Source organism: Arthrobacter sp. CDRTa11 (genome assembly GCF_026427775.1).
Lineage (GTDB): Bacteria > Actinomycetota > Actinomycetes > Actinomycetales > Micrococcaceae > Arthrobacter.
In genome coordinates this window covers 2,332,966-2,352,622 of record NZ_CP044532.1, presented here as the reverse complement: position 1 = coordinate 2,352,622, position 19,657 = coordinate 2,332,966, and the positions used below count along the sequence as shown (strand labels likewise).

The following is a 19,657-nucleotide window of genomic DNA, read 5'->3' as shown; positions in this document are numbered from 1 at the left end:
GCCGAATGGGTTGAATAGGGTAGGTGGTGGATCAATGTCTGACCGGACGTGATTAATAGGTCAGCTCTGGTGACTAGGCGCTGCGACGTTGCCACGGCGTCAGCAGCCATTCGACACCCTCCACCAGATAGTTGAGGATCACTCCGATGACGGTCAAGATCACCAAGATGGCAAACATGTACTCCGTATCCATCGCGCCGCTTGCCCGAAGTAGTGCATAGCCCAAACCGCTATTCGATCCAAGGAACTCCGCGACGAGTGCACCGGTGATCGCGATAGTCGCGGAAGTCTTAATCCCGGAGAAAATCACTGGAAGAGCTGCAGGGAACCGAAGTGACCAGAATGTCTGCCACCGACTCGCTCCCATGGATCGCGTCAAGTAGAGGAGTCTGTCGTCGAGAATCCTGAATCCGCTGATGCTTGCCATAAGCAAGGGAAAGAATGTTATTAGAACGACCAAAGCGACCTTGGTATCGAGGCTGAACCCGAGCCACACCAGGAGCAGCGGGGCGATCGCGATCTTCGGTACCAGCTGCAGGACCATAACCTGCGGGTAAAGCAACTGTTTGGCAGTCCTTGAAAGTGCAATGACCAGGCCCAGAGGGATGCCGATGACGATGCTGAGCAGCAGTCCGATTACAAGCACAACCAGAGTGGACTGTGTATGGGTCCACAAACTGTTTACATCACTGAATAGACGTTCGAATACGGCAAGGGGTCCGGGAAGGAGATACGCGGGAATTCTGAATAATTCGACTGCTGCGGCCCACGCCAGAAGGATCGCCACGAACACCAGTGGCGGCAACGAGGACCAGGCGATAGAGCCGATTCTTCGCCGCGTAGCGGAGGGTTCTTGCACTTTGCGAGGGGCTACTCCTGGCGATTGCAGGGCGACCGCGGCTGCTCCTGTCTCGGTTGTAAGGTTTCTTCTCTGCATGTACCTTCTCCTCCTTGAGTGGAACACGAAAACATCTATCTGAACCCATGGCAGCCTGATAGCAGGCGTGCCTCGAGTACCAACGAAAGGGGGTAGTGTCGGGGCCCTTCGGCCTGTGCTGCGGTGACGTCTTATCTAGTTCTGAACCCTCCGCGGACTATGGAGCGTCCCCGTCATCCAGCTAGAACTGACCATATCCATCATTGTGAGAATTAGTCAATGACCTATGGATCTGGAGTCGCTTAGCGAAGCTGAGCCTGTTTTGGTCGGCGGCTGCCCTCGGATCCATCGCGATGGACCTGCAGATTTCGCCTGAACGGCGCACCGCTCCTGGCCAGCCGTGAAGTCCTCGAAGGCCGTTGTTGTCACACCTGACGCACGTCGCGACGGTCCCGGTCCCGGTCCCGGCGATTGTCCCCCACCGCGACTACGTCACAGGCCTTGAACGACGGATGCAGAATTATGGCCAGCGTAGCGCGGATGTATTCGTCGACGACGACGAAGTACCGGATGTCCGGCCGCCGGAAGTCACCCGGACTGTAAGTCGAAGCTGATCATGTGCAACGAATACTAGCCGTTAGGCCCTTCTGCTTTCCGCCGGCAGGGCAAGTCGCGTTTCCTCCTCCAGTTCCCTGGTCTGTTTAAACGCATCGGCTCCTTGATAACTTCGACCATCGGGCATCCGTAGCTGAGCATCCCCCCGCCCCCTGCACCGGAGCACTGGGTACGGGTTTGCGAGAGTTGCCTATTCGACAACTCAGGATGGTTGACCATTTCTCACACTATGGGATACATTCACTTTTGCGACCCAGCGTGGAACCCCGAGTGCAGGATTGAAAGGGCTTGACAACTTCGGCCAATCTCAGCTACTCGGCGAGGCAAGCCTTGAAGGAGGCCATGAATTGGAAATCCGTTAACCGTCGGGACCTCACCAGAGAACACCAACTTCGTACAGCGGCGGCTGATTCCTCATGACGGTCAGACGTCCTCGGCGAGGACGGCCGGCCGGGGCGGGGGAAGGGCGCCACTCTAGAACCGCCGCTAAATGTCAGCGCAAGTGACCGACAAAGAACGGAAGAAGAATGTCCGCAACAAGCCAATCAGACCGCGCACAACAGTTGAAAGCGCTGCACGAGGCACAGGAGATCCTGCGCGTTGTAAACGTGTGGGATGCCATCAGCGCAGCAACCGTGGCGGCGCTTCCGGAGACGAGGGCAATCGCTACGGCTGGCCACTCTATCGCCGCCATGTATGGTTACGCCGACGGCACGATGCCCCTGAAGTTGGCACTGGCAGGGGTCAAGACGATCGTGGACGCCGTTGACCTTCCCGTCACGGCCGACCTTGATGACGGTTACGATGACCCCGCTGAGACGATTCGCAGGGCTATCGGTCTGGGCGTTGTAGGAGCCAACGTGGAAGACAGGCTTCGACCCTTCGATGAAGCTGTCACCCGCGTGCAAGCCATCATTGCCGCGGTCGACGATGAAGGCATCGCGTTTCAGCTTAACGCCCGCACGGACGCGATCATGCTGGGCGGTGACCGCCCCATCAGTGACAGCATCGATGACGCCGTCGCCCGGGGCCGAGCGTTCCTCGACGCCGGTGCCGCGTTGGTGTTCGTTCCGGGAGCACGAACCCGCCAGGTCATTGAGCCTCTGGTCGACGGACTGGGGAAAGGAAAGCTATCTGTGGGCGGCGGCGCACCGGGGGCCCTACCGGCTGCCGAAATGCAAGAACTTGGGGTCGCCCGCATCTCATATGGCCCCTTCACTCAACGTGTCGCCCTGCGCGCGCTTCGGGATCTCGCCGCCGACCTATATGCAGGCGGCGTCATTCCAGCCGACACCCCACCCCTGAATTAAGTACGCGACATCCTATGTCGGCTACCGATGATCAAAGACTGACGCAAGGCAAAGGAATTCGATAACTGGCGCGGGACATAGAAGCGCGCAAAAAGGCCTTTCAGACATATCTGGCGACAACGGCAAGGGGAAAGTATGGCCCGGAAAACACTGGTAGGAGTTGTTGCAGATGAGCTCCTTGATCGGATCATTGCCGGGGACTTTCCGCCTGGATCCAGCGTGCCCGGAGAGCATGACCTCAGCGCCAAACACGACGTGAGCCGCATGACGGTGCGCGAAGCCATGAAAACCCTCGAAGCGCAGCGGATCCTGAGCGTGGAACGCGGCCGCGGGACATTTGTGAACCCGTTGAGCCGTTGGGCCTCGCTGGAAGCTCTCCTCCGCGTCGCGTCAGAGGGCCAGAACGACGCCGAGGCCTCCGTGCAACTCATCGAACTGTGCCGAGTGCTCGAAACCGGGGCCTGCGAACTCGCGGCCGACCGGATCAGCGATGCAGGTATCCAACAATTGTTCGGCTATGTCGCTGCGATGCGGGCAGCCCACGAGGTCAATGACCTGACCGCCTTTGTAGCGGCTGACCTGGCCTTCCATGCCCTGATTCTCAGGGCGTCCGAGAACGTGTTTGTGCAAGTCCTCTTCGAGCCGCTCCACCGGGTGCTGGAAAAGCGCCGGGCAGAAACATCTGCCGCGCCACCCATCCAGGAGCACGCAATCGCGCATCACCGGAACATTGCCGAGGCGCTGGAATCGCGCAACCCGGGCCGGTCGCGCGAAGCCATGGACGCGCACATGCAACAGACCCTTGATGACCTCAAGCACCTGATCCTTCACGCGTCCTAGTACCTCTAAAACCTAGTACCATCCGATTGATAGACGTAGGTATCTACGCTTTGTTCTATCCTTCGTTAGTTTGAAGAGCCGAGGGGCTGCCGAGAACCTCAACGTCGAACGCGTGAAGGAGTTGTGTGGATACTCGGAAGCTGAAGTATTTCTTGGCAGTGGTTGACCAAAACGGGTTCAACCGTGCGGCAGAGCATTTACTTATCGCCCAGCCCTCCCTTTCCCAGGCCATCGCCGGTCTGGAGAAGGAACTGGGGGTGCCCCTGTTCCATCGCATCGGCGGACGCGCGGTCCTCAGCGAAGCGGGAAAGGAACTGGTCGGACCGGCGAGACTGGTCATGCGTGATCTAGAAGCGGCGCAGTCGGCCGTTCAGGCTCTCCGCGGTATCCGCTCCGGGCGGCTGGACATCATCACCATGCCCTCCCCCGGCATCGAGCCACTAACCTCCACAGTCGCGAATTTCACCCGATTGCACCCCTCCGTGCGGCTAAGTATCCGTGCCGCATTTACACCTGAAGAAGTTATCCACTCTGTCCGATCCGGCAGTTCCGAGATCGGCCTGGCCGGCTCCCCCAGGCCCATCAGGGTGTCAGGAATTCAGGTCCTTCATTTGGAAAGCCAGCCCCTGATTCTCATTGTCAATCCCCAAGCTGACACCTTTAAGCCTGGAGTGTCCATTCAGCGCGAAGATTTAGCTGACCACCGGCTAATCGCCAGCCAGCGCGGATCCCTGATGCGGTGGCTTGTCGATGACGCGCTGGCCCACGGCATCAACACGGAAATCGTCGTCGAAGTTGCCCACCGAACCTCCATCCTGCCACTTGTCCTGGCGGGCGTGGGACACGCGGTTATGCCATCCGCATGGGCACCGCTGGCCCACAAATCAGGACTCAGAACTCTGCTCATTGAGCCAGTCTCCAACCTGAACGTTGCCATCCTAAGCCGTAAGGACGACCTGACACCCGCAGCCCGGGCCTTCCTGGCTGCCGCGGAGCTCCACGCTTCCGTGGGCGCGGAGACCAAGGCTATCCCGCCAGTATCTACAGGCTGAGCCTATCTAAGGTATCGAATCTTGGTCTTGGACGACATCAACGAGCTTGCAGTCTGCTTGAAGGGAAAGAACGCCGTGTTGCGCGAACGGGCTCACTGCTTAACACTCTACGAGGAGGCTGGCACATGAGCGCCACCCAGAAATTCAGCATCGCTTCAATCCCCGCCGACGGTGTTGGGAAGGAAGTAGTTTCGGCAGGCCGCCTCGTCTTGGATGCCCTGGCCGAAGACTCCAATGGCAAGTTCGCCTTCGAATGGACCGAGTTCCCTTGGGGCTGCGGTTACTACGAGAAGACAGGCCAGATGATGCACCCCGATGGCTTGGAGGTCCTCAAGGACTTTGATGCCATCTACTTCGGCGCCGTGGGCTGGGAAAATGTACCTGACCACATCAGTCTCTGGGGCCTGCGCCTGAAGATCACCCAGAACTTCGATCAGTGGGCCAACATCCGCCCCGTGAAGTTCCTGGCCGGCATCCAATCCCCGCTCCGCAAAGCCGACAACGTCAAGCTTGATTGGGTTGTGGTTCGTGAAAACAGCGAAGGCGAATATGCAGGCCTGGGCGGACGCAACCTCAGCGGCCGCGGCCCAGGCAACGAAGTGGCCCTGCAGACCGCGCTGTTCACCGAAAAGGGCTGCGAACGCATCATGCGCTTCGCCTTCGACCTGGCCCGAACCCGCACAGTCAAGAAGGTTTCATCCGTGACCAAGTCCAATGCCCAGCAGTACGGCATGGTTCTCTGGGACGAAACTTTCCAGCGCGTCGCCCAGGATTACCCGGACGTGACGACCGAAAGCGTGCTGGTGGACGCAATGAGCGCCAAGTTTATCTTGCACCCCGAAGACCTGTCCGTCGTCGTGGCTTCGAACCTGAACGCCGACATCCTCTCGGACCTGGGCTCGGCCCTGGCCGGAAGCCTAGGCCTGGCAGCCAGCGCGAACCTGAACCCGGAGCGCCGCTTCCCGTCCATGTTCGAACCGGTCCACGGCTCTGCCCCGGACATCGCCGGCAAGGGCATAAGTAACCCCATCGGCGCAATCGCCAGCGCAGCGCTAATGCTTGATCACTTCGGCCTGCACGAGGAAGCCCGCCGGGTCGAAGCCGCCATCGAAGCCGCCACCGGCTCTGGCCACCTGACCAGCGACGTCGGAGGGAAGGCCACCACCGGCGATGTCACAGAGGCAATCATCAAGGCTTTGACTGACACCTTGGCCGCCGTCTAGTCGTATAACCCGGACGTTAGTGACGCTCGGCTTGGTTTGGTGACATGAAGAAGACCTCCGGGTGGAGTGGGGCTTGTCTGGAGTCCAATTCCACACACGGAGGTCTTCATGTCCCCCCCTTAAACGCTCTTCTCACACCCCGGGGCCGGCTGCAGCTCGCGCAGTGCGTCGTGGACCAAGGCTGGTGTCTGCGCCGGCCGGTGCCACCGCCATCGTCTGCTCCAGTGATTCGCTAAGCGCGCCGGTGTCCGTCCCGTTGCTGGACGACGAGCCGTTCCCAGCCGTGGAAGAGTCCGCAGCTGACCCTGGAACTTGAGGCCGGAACGGCGCCCCCGGAGAGAGGTACTGACAGGGACTCCTTGACTCCAGCGATCCTCGCTACCGTGGACCTCGGCAGAGCCCGGACGAACGAGCCCTCGCCCACGGGGCCTCCCGATCCTGCTGGCAAACCGCCAGCACCCTCGAGGCGGATCGATGGCCGGGGCCGCCGATAACATGCCGAAGTTCGAGCGTGGATCAGCAGGACCGAAAGAACCGCACAGCTGGCCTCGGCCTCTACATATCGTGAACAGTTCCGCTTTACTTCAAGCAAGCAGCGTCGTCTCGTTGCGGAAAGGCCACCAGGTGAGATTTCGTACCGTCGTTTTTGTCGGCGCCGTCGTCATCACCGTCTCGCTCACCGGATGCAACACCGCTCCAACTACGTCCCCAACCGTTGCGGCGCCGAGCGCCGGTTCTCCCGCACCCGAATCGCCGAGTAGATATTGCCGAAACAATTGCCCTGCTGCTCATCCTTCCGGCCATGATGCCGCGACGATCGTGGCCGTCATGAAGCCTGCCATGGACTGCGTACTATCCGGCAAGCAGCCTGCCAGCTCTTTGACCGCAGCCAACGAACAGGTGAAAAACCCCTTCAAGTAGGCGCCTTTCCCCAAAACCGTGACTCCGCACGTGGTCGCAGTCGGAGGTGGATGCCGCCGTTTCTCCTCGCTACGGCGGCATCCACCAACCTCATCACTGAAACAAGTCATCCGGCTCACCGGACCACAATAATTACCGAAAGAGATCCCTCGTATGGAACCCCTGCACCTCCGTTTCGCCAGTACCAGTCTGCTGATCAGCTTCGACAGCGGGGAAGCCGAGATCATCCACTGGGGCTCGGACCTGGGCGAGAACCTACCCGGTCTCGCTATCCTCGTCGAGCCCATTCCGCCCTCCGCCATTGACGCGGCCGTCCCGACAGGTCTCCTGCCGCAGGCATCCTCGGGCTGGAGCGGACGCCCGGCACTCCGTGGCCATCGGCTTGCCGACGGCGTCTCCGGACTGGATTTCTCCCCCCGCCTGCGAGTCGTCACGGTCACCTCTGAGCACAACTCCGCCGTCATCGTCCAGTCCGATACCGAAGCCGGCATTACAGTCGAATCATCCCTGATGCTGCACGAGGGCGGCCTACTGGAAGTGCGGCACACAGTCACTAACGACGGCGCCACACCGTACCAGCTCGACGAACTGGCCACTGCCCTCCCGGTGGGACCGGACGCCGTCGAAGTCCTGGACCTGACCGGCCGCTGGGCCCGTGAAAACCACCCCCAGCGTCGCTCCATCCAGCAAGGCACCTGGGTCAGGACCGGCCGGCACGGCCGCACAGGACACGATTCCTCCCTGCTTTTTGCCGCAGGCACGGCAAACTTCGGCAACCGTCACGGCAAGGTCTGGGCCACCCACCTGGCCTGGAGCGGCAACCACGAACAATTCGCTGACACCATAGGAGATGGCCGCACATTGATCGGCGGCGCTGAACTCCTGGGTCCCGCAGAGGTCATCCTCCAGCCAGGCGCTAGCTACACCACGCCCATTCTCTTCGCCGCCTACTCCGATCGCGGACTAGATGGCATCAGCGAGGCCTTTTACAGCTGGTTCCGGTCCCGCCCGCACCACGTGCTTCCCAGCGGCGCCGACGGCAAGGCCCGCCCGGTCGTGCTGAACACATGGGAAGCCGTCTACTTCGATCACAACCTCACCACCCTGATCGAACTCGCGGAATCCGCCGCGGACCTCGGCGTGGAACGCTTTGTGCTCGACGACGGCTGGTTCCGCGGCCGCCGCGACGATCACGCCGGGCTCGGCGACTGGTACGTGGACGAATCCCTCTGGCCCAACGGGCTGACGCCGCTAATCGAAGCCGTCACATCGAACGACATGGAATTCGGCCTCTGGGTGGAGCCGGAAATGGTCAACCTCGACTCCGACATCGCACGAGCCCACCCCGACTGGATCGTTGGTCCCGCCTCCAAGTCGCACAAGGACGGCGGCCGGCTGCCCCTTGAATGGCGGAACCAGCACATCATCGACCTGGTCAACCCGGAGGCCTGGCAGTACATCTTCGACCGCATCGACGCACTCCTGCGTGATAACAACATCAGCTACCTCAAATGGGACCAGAACCGTGACCTCCTGGAGCATGGCCACGCCGGTCGCTCCTCGGTGCACGAGCAAACCCTCGCTGCGTACCGTTTGTTTGACCAGCTAAGGAAGGCCCACCCCGACGTCGAAATCGAAAGCTGCTCCTCAGGCGGCGCCCGTGTGGACCTCGGCATCTTGGAAAGGACGGACAGGATCTGGGCCTCGGACTGCAACGACGCCCTGGAACGCCAGACCATCCAGCGCTGGACCGGCCTGGTGGTCCCCCCGGAGCTGGTAGGCGCACACGTGGGCCCCACCACATCGCACACGACCGCCCGCACCCATGACCTGTCCTTCAGGGCCATTACCGCGCTCTTTGGCCACTTCGGCATGGAATGGGACGTCCGGGATGTGCAGGGTGCGGAGCGGACGGAGCTCAAGCGTTTCATCGGCCTCTACAAGCAGCACCGGGACCTCATCCACAGCGGTCGGATGGTCCGCGCCGACCTGGCGGAAGACTCACTCATGCTCCACGGTGTCGTGCCGCAGGCCGGCGCGGAAGTGACGGCAGGCTCGACATCCGCGCTCTTCGCGCTGGTCAGCACCGGTTCTGCCTTCAACCAACAGCCGGGACGCATCACCATCCCGGGACTGGAAGCGGACCGCACGTACCGCATCGAAGCCATCTTCCCGCTTCCCTCCGACGCCGACTACGAGTACAACTACACCCAAGTCCAGCCGCCTGCCTGGATGGCGGACGGTGCTGACGCCACCGGACGCTTCCTGTCGACGGTGGGCCTGCCCATGCCCGTCCTGAACCCTGAACATGCTGTGCTTCTGCAAGTCACGGCGGTCTAGCCGACCCAATACCCTCACGAAGACTGCCCGGCGTTCCCGTCTTTGGGAACGCCGGGCAGTCGCGTCTCCGGAGAAAACCATATGGAAATTCTGGACACAGGTGGCACCGGTTACATCGGTCCCAAACAGTTCTTTCCGTGCAGGAAGCCAGCCATAACGTGGTGGTGATTAACAACCTGGTCAACTGCTGCCGTCCGGCATCGAATGGTTTCTGTGATTTCCACCCGGCTAATCCGCCAGCTGCTCGCTCGCGGCCAGCGGTTTCTTCACGCAGCCAGCTCTTCCTTTGCGGTCCGCGACTCTGGGGCGGGGTTGCGAGACTTTCACCAGATGGGAACAGTCGTAGTGCGGACCCTCTTGTCAGGTTGACGAAAACCCCAGCCTGACGTCAGGACGTCAGGCTGTTACTGAGGCGTCGTCAAAATGGGGTTCAATTCTTCTTTTTCTGACATTGGCTTGGCGTGGCCCCTAGAACAAAACCTGGCACTTCCGACTCAGCGCAACGATAAAGTATTTCGAGCGGCCGCACCCAACATCTGGCGTCTATTCATTAACTTAGCTGTGTCAGAGGACGGGCCCTTATCAGTCATGGCGCCCCGCTCCCCCACGCCCTTAATTGTAAGAACCCAGCTTCGCTGTCTGTCATTCTGCCCTCCGGGACTGCTGGGCGGTTTTCCTTCGCCGTCGGGGAGCTACATGCCGCTCATGTCCGAGATCCCCACCGCGCTCCGACGTCACAAAGCGGATTCCCAAAATCAGACTTAAGTGTGGACAATGTCCACACCCACTTTGGCAGGACAAACCCAGCACATGCTGCTCCCTGGCGTGCAAGAGGAGCCCTTCAAAAAAAGATTTCGAACCAAAGTTGGCGACGTCATGTCGTGCCCGCAGCCCCGGACCATGAATAAATGTTGGCCACCCCCCGACCAACCCGACAGGACGAAACGAGGAACCGCATAAACCGAGCCACAGCAGGCGGAGGGCCCACTAGCCAGGGTCCTGAACCCGCCACCCCACACACCTGCATAGGCCCCCGCGGCGGCCAGGCCACAGCCCGCGAACTTAGCGTCAGAGGGACGCCATCACAAGCTTTGTACACACGTTAAAGCAAAATCCCCTCTGACGAGGGGATCTCTTGTGCCCGAGGTGGGACTCGAACCGCATTCCAACCCTTGAAAACATTGGGAACTCCAGAAAACATAAGCAATCCGAGCCAGTCCGGCCTATGTACGACCCAGTCCGAAGCCAAAAGTGTGGACATTGTCCACACACCAATTTCGTCGTTTCAATCTCCCCAACCGCCGACCGCATCCCACATGGAAGGGGTGCGGTTTCTTCGTTGTCCTGCCAAACAATCCGACGCTCCACCCGGGCCTGAACCCACGGCCGCAGGGCAAGCCTGGAGGCAGTAGCTGCTGCGTACAAAACCAGGTCGAACATCCGATCTCTCCACGGCGGCCGCACCTTCCTTCGGCAATATCATGATCCGCTCGACCAAGACTCCTGACCGATCAATAGCGTGCACTGATGCTGGCATGCCGCACAGGAGCCAGCTGACCCCCGACACCGCTTTCAGATGCGCATGTCACCATTCGGTGACATAATGGACCGTAGAAGGGATGCCATGACACTGGAAACCACCATCGAGACCCCCGCAGCAGCCGGCGCCATCATCCGCGCCCGCCGCACAGCCCGCGGACTGTCCCAGCAAACCCTTGCGGACATGGCCGGAGTGTCACGGAAGTTCCTCATCGATCTGGAGGCCGGCCACGCCCGCGCCGAACTCGGCAAGACCCTGGCCGTCATGGCCGCTCTCGGCCTGACCTTGGCCGCCACCGACCCCATCCCCCGCGGCGGCGACTTCGACCCGGCACGGCGCGACTACGCGACAACCTTCACGCGACTTATCGCCGAACGGGACTTTGAGTTCGCGATCAAAATGCTCGCCGACTACGCCAACGCATCCCTCACCGCTGGCAGACCGCTCCTCCAGCGCAGCCCCCGCCTCAAGGACCCGCACTGGTCAGCGGCCCTGGCCGGAATCACCAACTACACCGCACACCGCCTCGGCCAACCGGCGCCATCCTGGACGCGACGGATCAAGCCCCTCGATGCGGCGTGGATGCCGGCAGAGTCGTACCGCAGCATCCGTACACCCATGAAGGAACTCACTCGCACCGAAACCCCGCCGGAACTCGCCGCTTTGAACGTCTTCATCCGCGAACGCAGCCTGGCCACCGCATGACCGGCGGAGAACTCACCGCCGCACAAATCCGGGCCCTCCTCCATGAACTCGGCAGGCGTCTGCAAGCCGCCGGCGCTCACGGCGACGTCAAGCTCGTCGGCGGTGCCGCCCTCGTCCTTCAGGGCATCGGCAACCGCCCCACCGCCGACATCGATGCCAGCTACGCCGACCCACACACCATCCACGCCGTCGTCGCAGACATGGCCGCGGACTACGACCTCGCGCCCGATTGGCTCAACACCAACGCCGCAGCCTTCGTCCCCGACAACGCGACCTGGGTCGACCTTGAACAGCTCGACGGACTCACCATCCAGGCCGCAGACATCGAAACGCTCCTGGCCATGAAAATCGCCGCCGAACGCGACAAAGACACCCTCGACATCGCCAGGCTCCTGCGCCGACTCAACATCACCAACGCCGCCGACGCCGTCGACCTCGCCTACGACAAATACGGCGAACACTCCATCCCCCTCGCCGCAGGACGCGGCAACTACCTCATCGTTGTCGACGACGCCCTCGACGCGGCCACCACGCTCCAGTCCGAAACCAACGAATGAAACACCAGCCCGTCGAGCGATCGACAGCCTCACGCTTAAAGAAGGCAACTACACCTGCGGCTGCGGCGATGAGGAGCGCGAGAGCCGTGGTGACGGCCGAGATCCAATCAGTAGCGCTCGGGGCGTCGTCCTGAACCGCTCGTATGAGTTCTCTTGCCAGTTCAGCCCACTGATCCGCAGTCATGCTCGGACTGTAAAGCTTTCAACGTCAAGCTCGTCAGGACTCAGGTATGTGTACAAGCGAAGTTCGTTGAGGTTTCTCGGTTGAGCGAAAAGTCACTTACAGAATCAAAAGAACACAGAGGCTCGACGCCCCACGATTCAACAGAGGATTCACCCATGGAGTGGCGGTCATCGGGATGTCTCATGAAATTTCGGAGTTCGCGACTTCCCACTTACCGAGCGCTTCTTCATACTCAGATTTGATCAAACGACCATCTTCCCGGCGCATTTCAACAGTTAGTCGAACAGGCCTAGCACCGCCTAGTACCTCTAGATCGATATCCAACTTCAGCGATGGACTGTTTTTAAGAATCCGACGCTTCTGTGGCGGGATGTTTTTCGATGCGAAGCTCAAAGTGACAGCACCCGACGTAGTAACTGTGATGGCTTCCCTTGTCGTAATGGGTGCGGCTAGAGGGTCCGGCTGTTTGTCTTTATCGAGTACCTGCGGCCCTACTTTCGTCGCGAAAGCCTCGTCACCAATCCAAAGTTGGCCACTCATGATGTGCGTCGGTAGCGTTACGGTTTCACGCCCGTTATGGGCGATGAAGACGCGAAGACTGCCGTTGCAAACTAGCGCCTCTTCTTGGTGCTCCGAGCGGCCTTGCGGGGTAGCCCGCCGAATCTCCGGTCGATATGTGGCACGAAGATAGCCCTGGAGTGCGATCACTTCGGGCAACTTGGTGACCGGTATCAACATTCTGAGCAATTCATCGCGTCGAGCGCTCCGAGTTCCTGTGCCTTCCCGCATGGGCACCTCAAGGCTTGGGTTAGCAGAACCAGTTTTGACCACATACGGCGCACGGTCTGAAGCGATGGCAACGGCTACAACACTTTCTCCATTGGGACCGACAGGAACGTGAATGTGACGTGTCATCTCAGGAGGCGTGTGGTCGAACTTGTTCGTTATTTGCGCCCACCAGTCGAGGATGTCAGTCCCAGCTACATCGTGGACCGTACCGTCCTTTTCATCGATGCCGATGATGTAGACGACAGGATCGCCTGCAGCGCGGTTTAGGCTACCGGCCAGCTGACGCGCCTTGTTTTCCTTAGGCCAGTCCCTCTTGCATTCGATGAAATCGTTCTCTACCGACTGTCCGGACCGTATCTCATCAACGGCGGAAATCACTCTGGCTTCAAGATCGATGGCACGCATGGCATCCACGCTATCCAATGGCAGCGAAAACCTCGCTAAGGCGTTGACCGTCGGCGTGGTATGCCCTAGATTTGACGCCTCGTCCAGGAACAGCACTCCCCATTGCACGCCGGGTGCACGCAACTGGCCCCCTCCGGAGCAGGAACCAGCCCACCGGACCCTGGCTGACCGGCGGACGGGCCCCGATCGATACCAGAGGCCAACTCTGTGCCTGCCCTCATCGCCGCGGCGCGGGCGCCGACCCCGTCGAGCGAGATGATCGCATTGATCGAAGGTTGCCATCGGTGGGCCTCCTGCAGTGCAATGTCAACCAACTCCGCCGACGACACCAGACCATTCCGGATGCGGGCCGCCAGCTCGGAAACCCCGACATGGGCGAAGAACCCCGCGCCATGGGGATTCTTCAGTGATGCCTGGGACGATCGCATACTTGCCTCTTTGCACTCGATGGTTTCGATAGAGAATCGGCGAGGGCCTCCACGTTCCACTGCGGAACGTGGAGGCCCTCAATTTTCAGTCAGTTTCAGTGGCTATCGATGAGTCCTGTGGGACCGGTACAGCTGCGTTTATCAGCGCGGAATGAGGGTGTATTTGGTCGACAGGAACTCGCTGATGCCCTCGAATCCGCCTTCCCGGCCAATTCCGGATTGCTTTATACCGCCAAAGGGTGCGGCGGCGTTGGAGATGAGGCCGGTGTTCAAGCCCATCATTCCCGTCTGCAGTTTCTCAATCATGCGCTGTCCGCGATGAACGTTCTCGGTGAACACGTAGCTGACAAGTCCGTAGTCTGTGTCATTGGCGATTTTGACTGCTTCCTCTTCGGTGGTGAATCGGATGATGCCAAGGACAGGTCCAAAGATTTCTTCAGACATCAGAGCTGAGTGGGGACTGAGCCGGTCCAGGACCGTTGGCTGAAAGTAGTTGCCCGGACCTTCAATGGACTTACCTCCAGTGAGGACTGTTGCGCCGGTCGCTACGGCGTCAGCAACCAGGCGCTCAGCCTTTGCGACCGCACGGCCGTCGACCAAAGCGCCGATGTCGGTAGTTTCCTCAGCTCCCCTGCCGATCTTCATTTGCGCCACTCGGTCGCTTACGCGTTGAGCAAAAGCATCTGCGATGGATTCATGGACAATGATGCGGTTCGCCGCCGTGCATGCCTGGCCGATATTGCGGAACTTCGCTAGCAGGACGCCTTCAACGGCTCGATCCACATCTGCATCCTCGAAGATGATGAACGGGGCGTTTCCACCCAGCTCCATTGACGTTCGCAGTACATTTTGGGCTGCGGCTTCAAGGAGTTTCACACCCACAGGGGTCGAACCGGTGAAGCTGAGTTTTCTGAGGCGGGAATCCTTTAACAGCGCGCTGGACTGGTCCGCCGACGATGTGGTCGGAACCACATTTACAACTCCCGCAGGCAGGCCCGCTTCTTCGAGCAGTTGTACCAAGAAGATGGTCGTTAGCGGAGTCAGTTCGGCGGGTTTGATGACAACTGTGCAGCCGGCCGCCAGGGCGGGGGCTATCTTGCGGGTTGCCATGGCCAATGGGAAGTTCCAGGGCGTGATGAAATAGGTGGGTCCGACCGGGAGGTGCGATACGACGATGTTGCCAGCGCCCTCCGGAGTAGGGCGATAGTCGCCGCGGACACGGACGGCCTCTTCCGAGAACCAGCGCAGGAACTCGCCTCCATAGGTCACTTCGGCGCGGGCTTCGGAGATCGGCTTGCCCATTTCGATGCTTATGAGCAGTGCAAAGTCCTCGTGGCGTTGCATCAGAAGGTCGAAGGCTCGGCGGAGGATGTTTGAGCGTTCGCGCGTAGAGGTCTCAGCCCATGCCTCCTGTGCGGTTACGGCAGCTTCGAGCGCCCTGAGGGCGTCGTCGACTGTCGCGTCGGCGATCGTTTTGATGATTTCCCCGGTTGCGGGGTCTTGCACGTCGAATGTCGCGCCCGCCGAAGAGGGCTGCCACGTCCCTCCGATGCCAAGACCGGTTTGCACCCGGTTGATCAGTTCTTGCTCGTGGGGCTTTAAAGTCATTTCTGTCCTTCTAAGTACGTGAAGTTGGTTTGCTGTGGTTCAGGCATTTGCTTGGAGGGCATTCGCCACGACCTGAAGGCCCTCGCGCAACAAGTCGTTTGATATGGACAACGGCGGCAGGAACCGGAGCACATTGCCATACGTGCCGCACGTGAGTACCAGCACGCCGTCCTGGCCTGCCTTCTTCGCGATCGCAGAGGTGAGCGCAGCGGCCGGTCTCTGAGTGCCAGCTTCGACGAACTCGATGCCCATCATGGCCCCGCGGCCGCGGATATCGCCGATACGGTCATCGTCCTCACCGAGACCAGCGAAGAAATCGGTGATGATGGCACCAATTTCCCGTGCACGTTCCGCCAGGTTTTCCTGCTCATAGATTTCGATCGTTGCCACGGCGGCAGCACAAGCGATGGGGTTCCCTGCATAGGTACCCCCAAGCCCGCCCTCCACGGCGGAGTTCATGATGTCCTTACGGCCAGTGACTGCTGAAAGAGGGAGTCCACCGGCCAGTCCCTTGCCGAACGTCATCAAGTCCGGGACTATGCCCTCATGGTTCGCAGCGAACATGTCACCGGTACGGGCAAAGCCGGTCTGCACTTCGTCCAGGATGAAGATGACCCCGTTTTGGGATGTCCATTCCTGTAGGGCCGGTAGAAAACCGTCCGCAGGGGCGATGAAGCCGCCTTCACCCTGAATGGGTTCGATGATGACGGCAGCGACATTTTCGGCACCAATTTGCTTCTCGATTTGAAGTATCGATCGTGCACCGGCCTCAGACCCCGTGAGACCGTCTCGGTAGCTATAGGAAGCGGGAACCCGGTAGATCTCGGGGGCGAAAGGGCCAAACCCGTTTTTATAGGGCATGTTCTTTGCGGTCATTCCCATGGTGAGGTTTGTTCGCCCATGAAACGCGTGGTCAAAGACAACTACCGCCTGCCTACCGGTGTAGTGGCGAGCGATTTTGACCGCATTCTCAAGGGCTTCAGCACCAGTGCTGAAGAGCGCCGAGCGCTTTTCATGATCACCAGGGGTAATGGCGTTGAGCTTCTCGGCGACTTTGACGTAGCCGTCATAGGGGACGATGGTGAAACAACTGTGCGTGAACTGCTCGACCTGTTGCTGCACCGCTCGCACCACAGCTGGAGCTGAATTTCCTACACCGGTCACGGCAATGCCGGAACCGAGGTCAATAAAGGAGTTGCCGTCTGCGTCGATCAGCACCCCTCCTCCAGCGGCTACAACTGAAATAGGGAGCACTCCACCAGTACCTGTTGCGACGGCCGCTTCCTTGCGGGCCAGCAGTTCCTGCGATTTCGGGCCGGGGATAGTGCTCACGAGCTTCCGCACCTGTGGGAGAGTGGGGCCGCCTATTATTGTTGGAGCTGACATGGTTGACCTCTTCTTTCAAGAGTCGTCGAGGAGACTTGTTCATTGCCTAGAGGCATGGGGCGTCTGCGGAATTTCCGGCTGGACGAGACAGATGCTTCAGCCAATGCACACCGAATGCCCGCACGTGCGGTGTTCCTGATCCGGAGAGCAGTCTCTGTTGGGCTTCTTCGGCAGTGGTGACTAGATCCAGCGGTGCGCCGCCGGCGCGGGGCCGATCTCACGCCCATCTTCATTGATCTCCACCACGCCATGGTGGCCACGTCCGGTGGCCCAGGTCAGGAGGTCCGTCAGTGTGCCGGAGACTGTCAGAATGCCGCTTGCCGGTTCGCTTGGTCCTTCACCAGCAGGCTGAAAGTTCACGTGAGCGTCTGTTGCAACAGAGCGTACGTAATGGCCGTCCCGACCCTCCCAGGTAGTAAGAACATCCTGCACAATGCGGGCTGCGGCTGGCCGTGGAATGTCCTGGACGGTTGCCCCGTTGTTGAGATCGATGGCATGCAGCCATAGTTCGCGGGCCCGCATCCAAATGGTCTCGGAGATGGCAATCATGCGCCCCTGCGCGTTCTTTACCTTGTAAGCCCAGCGATCCTCCGGCAGATTCGTCCATGCTTCTTCGAGCAGTGCAGCCTCCTGCGATGAGAGGCGGATCAGACCCGTATGGGAGAGTGCCGATCCGAGGTCGATCTCATCCGCCCGTGACTCAGCCGACTTGTACATCGGATTCTCGATACCTGTCCGCGCCCACTGGACCAGCCGGGCAAGTGCTCGGGCGTTGTAGCCGATGTGCGCAATGACGTGTGCTCGGGTCCATCCGCGAAGGAGCGATTCGCCCTGAAGGTTCTCGGGGTCCAGATCGCGGACCAGCCGGTCAAAGCTCACCTGTCCCCCGCCGGCGAGGGCGAGATCCGCGGCGATCGTCGGTGCGGGCCCTTCGAGCGGGTCTGCATCCGATAGCGAACGCGTTAAATTACTTACTTTGTGCACCGTTAGATCCTCTTTGTTGTGTGCGTTTGGGTTGGGATGTTCGATCGTCAGCTGGTGCCCGACAGGAGCTGCAACTCTGGTGTGGAGTTCCTATGAGCTTCTCTTGCGTCATAGCTCAGCCGGCCGCCAAGTATCGTGGCCACGATGTCGATCTGGGCGATGTTGCGGGCAATCAGGGGCGATTCCGAGAACACCGTGAAATCAGCGAGTTTGCCGCGTTCGAGCGTTCCCTTGTCTCGGAATTGACCGGTGGCGCGGGCAGCCCACTCTGTGTGCGTTCGGAGCGCTTCCTCAGGTGTGATGGCCTCTCCTGCGGCGAAGGGCAAGCCTTTGTCGGTCCGCCGGTCAACGGCTGACTGCATGCCCCTGCGCAGGTTGTTATCTGCTACCGGCAGGTCAGAAGACCCTGCAAGAAGGGCACCTGCGTCGATAACGGACCGGCCCCTGTACAGCCAGGATTCCCGTTCAGGCCCAACCAAAGTGGCAATCTGATCGCCTAAGGGACCAATGAATCCTGCTTGAGGGGCCACTGCGATGCCAAGGATTCCGGCTCGTTCGACTTGGTCCGGGCGGGCGATACCAAAATGCTCAATGCGGCAGGGCGCCTCACCGCGGCCGTACCTATCCTGTGCCTCCTCGATGAGGTCCATCGCCAGGTCAATGGCGACATCGCCAATGGCGTGCAGCGCCAATGGCCATCCGGCACGGTAGGCACACAATGCGCGCTCCCGGTAGGTTTCTGGTTCGTCCAAAAGGTACCCGGTGTTGTGATCGTGTCCGCAGAAGGATTCGGTCACTGCAGCGGTTGCGCCCAAAAGAGACCCGTCAAGGAAGACTTTTACGTGTCCGAACCGGACGTAATCGTCACCGAACCCGTAACGGATCCCCAGGCCAAGTCCAAGACCTGTTCCTTGATGATGGAAATCGGCAGGATGCCCCGTTAAAGGTTGCAGCGCGTCCATGGAAGGCATCAGCTGGGCGCGTGCATGAAGGTGCCCGCTCTCGGCAGCGGCCTGGTAAGCCGCGACCTCGACTGGGCTGTGGCCGATCCACCCTCCGCCAATGCCGGCTTCGGTAAAGCTGGTTATCCCTTGTGCCGCGTACCGCTCGGTCGCAGCATCCAGGGCCCGAATGATTCTCTCGGTTGAGTAGGGCAGCAGCAGTGCCTGCACCAATCCCTGTGCAGCTTCTTCCAAGACACCGGTAGGTTTTCCTTCGTCGTCTCGCACCACAATTCCGCCTGCCGGGTCCTGGACGGTCGAATGTGAAGCCCCGATCAGGTGCAGCGTGGCGCTGTTGGTGATTGATGAATGGCCGGAAGCGTGCCGAAGGTAAAGCGGACGATTTCCAGTTATTTCATCGATACGCCCGATGTCCGGGAAGCGTCCCCCATGATGGGCTTGGTTGAATCCGGTACCGTGTACCCAGGCATCGTCATCACCGGACAGGCGCTCTGCTTCGGCCTCGATCTTGGCGTAAACCTCTTCGAGTCCTCTGCACCCACTTAGATCCACCGCATCGAGGCCGAGACCCCACCACGTTGTGTGGCAATGTGCATCGATAAGACCGGGGGTGATGCACGCATCATCGAAGTCAAGGGTCCGCTCCGCCTCCATATCTGTGACTTCTTCATCAAAGCCAACGATACGTTCGCTGATGACTCCGACAGCTGTCGCAATGGGCCTGTCGGGGTCCATGGTGAGAATCTCGTTCGCCCGGACAAGCAGGTCGAGTTTCATTGTGAAGTTCCTTTCTGGGGTCCAAGCCCATCCTTTCAGCGATGAGAGCGACCGTTTTTAGATGACTGTTGGCTTGGACTTGCCAGCATTGGACGGGCCCAGTCGAAGGGTTGGTCAGGGTAATTGCCTGCGCGACGACCGGGGCCCGGTCAGC

The 19,657-nt window shown here is 60.2% G+C and carries 13 protein-coding genes; 7 read left to right on the top strand and 6 right to left on the bottom strand.

Features of this window, described 5'->3' with window-relative positions:
• Window positions 1–73: 73 nt before the first annotated feature.
• Complete coding sequence (locus F8G81_RS10550; protein ID WP_267278918.1) at window positions 74–787, bottom strand: ABC transporter permease; 714 nt, start codon at window positions 785–787, stop codon at window positions 74–76.
• A 1,232-nt stretch (window positions 788–2,019) separates the two neighbouring features.
• On the opposite strand from F8G81_RS10550, the gene F8G81_RS10545 reads away from it, so the two are divergent.
• The 7 genes from F8G81_RS10545 to F8G81_RS10515 all read left to right on the top strand — a co-directional run bounded on the left by F8G81_RS10545 (window position 2,020) and on the right by F8G81_RS10515 (window position 11,980).
• Complete coding sequence (locus tag F8G81_RS10545; RefSeq protein WP_267278917.1) at window positions 2,020–2,802, top strand: isocitrate lyase/PEP mutase family protein; 783 nt, start codon at window positions 2,020–2,022, stop codon at window positions 2,800–2,802.
• A gap of 135 nt (window positions 2,803–2,937) precedes the next feature.
• Window positions 2,938–3,642 carry a FadR/GntR family transcriptional regulator gene (locus F8G81_RS10540; protein ID WP_267278916.1) on the top strand — a complete coding sequence of 235 codons (705 nt, stop codon included), beginning with the start codon at window positions 2,938–2,940 and terminating at the stop codon, window positions 3,640–3,642.
• 125 nt (window positions 3,643–3,767) lie between these two features.
• Window positions 3,768–4,694, top strand: a complete 927-nt coding sequence (locus tag F8G81_RS10535; protein WP_267278915.1) for a LysR family transcriptional regulator — start codon at window positions 3,768–3,770, stop codon at window positions 4,692–4,694.
• Between the two features lie 125 nt (window positions 4,695–4,819).
• Window positions 4,820–5,917, top strand: a complete 1,098-nt coding sequence (locus F8G81_RS10530) for a tartrate dehydrogenase (RefSeq protein WP_267278914.1) — start codon at window positions 4,820–4,822, stop codon at window positions 5,915–5,917.
• 1,074 nt (window positions 5,918–6,991) lie between these two features.
• Window positions 6,992–9,178: an alpha-galactosidase gene (locus tag F8G81_RS10525; RefSeq protein ID WP_267278913.1), complete on the top strand. Its 2,187-nt coding sequence runs from the start codon at window positions 6,992–6,994 to the stop codon at window positions 9,176–9,178.
• 1,624 nt (window positions 9,179–10,802) lie between these two features.
• Window positions 10,803–11,423 (top strand): helix-turn-helix domain-containing protein, encoded by a 621-nt coding sequence (locus tag F8G81_RS10520; protein WP_267278912.1) that lies wholly within the window; start codon window positions 10,803–10,805, stop codon window positions 11,421–11,423.
• Window positions 11,420–11,980: a DUF6036 family nucleotidyltransferase gene (locus tag F8G81_RS10515; protein ID WP_267278911.1), complete on the top strand. Its 561-nt coding sequence runs from the start codon at window positions 11,420–11,422 to the stop codon at window positions 11,978–11,980. Before F8G81_RS10520 ends, F8G81_RS10515 begins: the two co-directional genes overlap by 4 nt.
• Before the next feature lie 364 nt (window positions 11,981–12,344).
• Here the strand turns inward: F8G81_RS10515 and F8G81_RS10510 are convergent, their stop codons facing one another.
• From F8G81_RS10510 to F8G81_RS10490, 5 genes are all read right to left on the bottom strand, one after another.
• The gene (locus F8G81_RS10510; RefSeq protein WP_267278910.1) at window positions 12,345–13,358 is read right to left on the bottom strand and encodes a hypothetical protein; all 1,014 of its coding nucleotides are present in this window, start codon (window positions 13,356–13,358) and stop codon (window positions 12,345–12,347) included.
• Window positions 13,359–13,927: 569 nt separating this feature from the next.
• On the bottom strand, window positions 13,928–15,394 hold the full coding sequence (locus tag F8G81_RS10505) for an NAD-dependent succinate-semialdehyde dehydrogenase (RefSeq protein ID WP_267278909.1): 1,467 nt from the start codon (window positions 15,392–15,394) through the stop codon (window positions 13,928–13,930).
• Between the two features lie 39 nt (window positions 15,395–15,433).
• Entirely contained in the window at window positions 15,434–16,780 is a 1,347-nt protein-coding gene (gene gabT / locus F8G81_RS10500; RefSeq protein ID WP_267278908.1) for a 4-aminobutyrate--2-oxoglutarate transaminase, read from the bottom strand.
• A gap of 180 nt (window positions 16,781–16,960) precedes the next feature.
• Window positions 16,961–17,764: a maleylpyruvate isomerase family mycothiol-dependent enzyme gene (locus tag F8G81_RS10495; RefSeq protein ID WP_267278907.1), complete on the bottom strand. Its 804-nt coding sequence runs from the start codon at window positions 17,762–17,764 to the stop codon at window positions 16,961–16,963.
• Between the two features lie 47 nt (window positions 17,765–17,811).
• Window positions 17,812–19,503 carry an amidohydrolase gene (locus F8G81_RS10490; protein WP_267278906.1) on the bottom strand — a complete coding sequence of 564 codons (1,692 nt, stop codon included), beginning with the start codon at window positions 19,501–19,503 and terminating at the stop codon, window positions 17,812–17,814.
• Between the last annotated feature and the right edge of the window lie 154 nt (window positions 19,504–19,657).

Excerpts from the sequence above, each read along its gene's own strand:
- F8G81_RS10545 (WP_267278917.1), top strand. The coding sequence starts at position 2,020 with ATGTCCGCAACAAGCCAATCAGACCGCGCACAACAGTTGAAAGCGCTG.
- F8G81_RS10540 (WP_267278916.1), top strand. The coding sequence starts at position 2,938 with ATGGCCCGGAAAACACTGGTAGGAGTTGTTGCAGATGAGCTCCTTGAT.
- F8G81_RS10530 (WP_267278914.1), top strand. The coding sequence starts at position 4,820 with ATGAGCGCCACCCAGAAATTCAGCATCGCTTCAATCCCCGCCGACGGT.
- F8G81_RS10525 (WP_267278913.1), top strand. The coding sequence starts at position 6,992 with ATGGAACCCCTGCACCTCCGTTTCGCCAGTACCAGTCTGCTGATCAGC.
- F8G81_RS10520 (WP_267278912.1), top strand. The coding sequence starts at position 10,803 with ATGACACTGGAAACCACCATCGAGACCCCCGCAGCAGCCGGCGCCATC.
- F8G81_RS10515 (WP_267278911.1), top strand. The coding sequence starts at position 11,420 with ATGACCGGCGGAGAACTCACCGCCGCACAAATCCGGGCCCTCCTCCAT.
- F8G81_RS10510 (WP_267278910.1), bottom strand. The coding sequence starts at position 13,358 with ATGCGTGCCATCGATCTTGAAGCCAGAGTGATTTCCGCCGTTGATGAG.
- F8G81_RS10505 (WP_267278909.1), bottom strand. The coding sequence starts at position 15,394 with ATGACTTTAAAGCCCCACGAGCAAGAACTGATCAACCGGGTGCAAACC.
- gabT (WP_267278908.1), bottom strand. The coding sequence starts at position 16,780 with ATGTCAGCTCCAACAATAATAGGCGGCCCCACTCTCCCACAGGTGCGG.
- F8G81_RS10490 (WP_267278906.1), bottom strand. The coding sequence starts at position 19,503 with ATGAAACTCGACCTGCTTGTCCGGGCGAACGAGATTCTCACCATGGAC.